This window comes from Parasphingorhabdus sp. (assembly GCF_049667325.1).
In the GTDB taxonomy this organism is placed as follows: domain Bacteria; phylum Pseudomonadota; class Alphaproteobacteria; order Sphingomonadales; family Sphingomonadaceae; genus Parasphingorhabdus.
Map to the genome: position 1 here is coordinate 1 of NZ_JBATHY010000003.1, position 2,181 is coordinate 2,181.

Sequence of the window (2,181 nt, forward strand, 5' to 3'; positions counted from 1 at the left end):
GCCTCGTGATCGTTGATCGTTATATTGGAGCCATTGACGGCGACCCCGTGTTTCGACAGTGCGCTGAGCGCGCGCGACAGATTTTCAGGAGTCATTCCGAGCAACGAGGCGAGTAGTTTCTTTTCGCCGCGTAGTTGCAGATTCATATCGCCATTGCGCTTGCGGCTCTCCAGCAAGAGGAAATTCCCGAGCCGCTCGGTCGATTGCCGCAATTTCATATCGGTTAGCGCGCGCACCATATTCCGGTAACCGACCGCCAGTTCGCGCATCGCCTCCTGCATCAATGCACCATCCTGTTTTATCACTTCGCGCAACAGGTCGGCCGGGATCAGCATGACTCGGGAAGATTTCAGCGTGCGGGCAGACATCAGAAAAGGTTGGTCAGTGACCAACGCGGCCAGAATGAAGCTGCTCACCGGTTCAACAATCGCCAATGTCGAATCCCGGTCACCATTTGTGGTGAAGAGCTCGACGAGACCATCGACAAGGACATAGAGGAAATCCGGTTTCTGACCGACGTCGAATAATGTCAGTTGCGGAGGAAATACCTGCAGAAGGGACGCAGCAAAAACGCGTTCGCGCTGTTCTTCGTTCATTTCGGCAAAAAGAGGCAGCTTGGCTATTTCCGGACGTTCACCTGTACGCAAAAAAATTTCCTTAGATCATGAATTCAAATTTCGCGGGTCAATTGATCATTATCAACCCGCGAGATGATAATAGTCTAGGCTTGGCCTGAAACTAATCAGGCAACAAGCAAATTTTGCCCCTGAGCCCCTCCGGCTTTGATTCAGATCAAAAAGCCGCCCAACCAAGTCATCCAATAGCGTCGCGAGAAACTCTATCGGGGCCATGCCATGTCGACTACCCATATTCCATCCGTAGCTGATCAGAACCGGGCCATCGGCCTGAGCACCTTTGCCTTTACCATCTGCTTTGCTGTCTGGACAATATTCGCCATTATCGGAATCGAAATCAAAGCCGAGCTGGGTCTGAATGACACCCAATTCGGTCTGCTCGTTGGCACGCCAATTCTTACCGGGTCACTGACCCGGCTGTTTCTCGGGGTCTGGGCCGACCAATATGGTGGGCGACTGGTATTCCCGCTCACCATGCTGGCCTCGGCCGCCGCGACATTCCTGCTATCGTTTGCTGACACCTATTTCCTGACGCTGGTTGCAGCGCTTGGTCTGGGCCTTGCTGGCGGCTGTTTTGCGGTAGGCGTTGCCTATGTCTCCAAATGGTATCCGCAAGAGAAGCAGGGAACGGCTCTGGGCTTTTTCGGCATGGGCAATGTCGGCGCAGCGGTTACGAAATTTGCGGCGCCTTTTGTCATGGTTGCTCTCGGCTGGACGGCCGTGGCACAAATCTGGGCCTTGGTCCTTGGTGTTACCGCAATCGCCTTTTTCCTGTTCGCAAAAGACGATCCCGATTTTGCCGCCCGCAAGATTTCCGGAGCAAAACCGAAATCGCTGAAGCAGCAGCTTGAACCGCTCAAGAACCAGCAGGTCTGGCGTTTCTCGCTTTATTATTTCTTTGTGTTCGGTGCCTTTGTCGCACTGGCTCTGTGGCTGCCCAAATATCTGATGGGCGTCTATGGTCTCGACATCAAAATGGCAGGTATCCTTGCGGCAACCTTCTCGCTGTCGGCCAGTCTGTTTCGTGCTTATGGCGGCATACTTTCGGACAAATATGGCGCGCGCAAGGTCATGTATGCGACCTTTGGCATCTCGCTTGTCTGCCTGTTCATGCTCTCCTACCCCGCAACAGATTATGTAATCCACGGCATCGAGGGCGACATCAAGTTTTCGACTTCTATGAGCCTGGTACCCTTCGTCATTACCGTTTTCATACTCGGCTTCTTCATGTCGCTTGGAAAGGCGGCCGTATATAAACATATTCCGGTCTATTATCCCGGTCACGTCGGCTCGGTCGGCGGCATGGTCGGCATGGTCGGCGGACTCGGCGGCTTCATCTTGCCGATCGTTTTTGGTGCGGTCAGCGACTTGACCGGCATCTGGACGAGCTGCTTCATGGTGTTGTTTGCGCTGGTCGGCATTGCCCTGGCCTGGATGCACTTTGCGGTGCGCCAGATGGAACAGGAAGCTTCGGGCGTTGACCAGCGGTCGCTGCCGGAATTCCCGGAAATGGCGGATATCCATGACGAGAAAGTCCATAAGGAAA

Annotated in this window: 2 protein-coding genes; one reads left to right on the top strand and one right to left on the bottom strand. The window is 54.0% G+C overall.

Going from position 1 to position 2,181, the window contains the following annotated elements; genetic code table 11:
- On the bottom strand, window positions 1-647 hold a 647-nt coding region (locus tag WBM93_RS00085; protein WP_424426931.1), incomplete at its 3' end, for a cyclic nucleotide-binding domain-containing protein.
- 207 nt (window positions 648-854) lie between these two features.
- Here WBM93_RS00085 and WBM93_RS00090 point away from each other — a divergent pair.
- Window positions 855-2,181, top strand: a 1,327-nt coding sequence (locus WBM93_RS00090) for an MFS transporter (RefSeq protein WP_424426933.1), incomplete at its 3' end; no start/stop codon positions are given.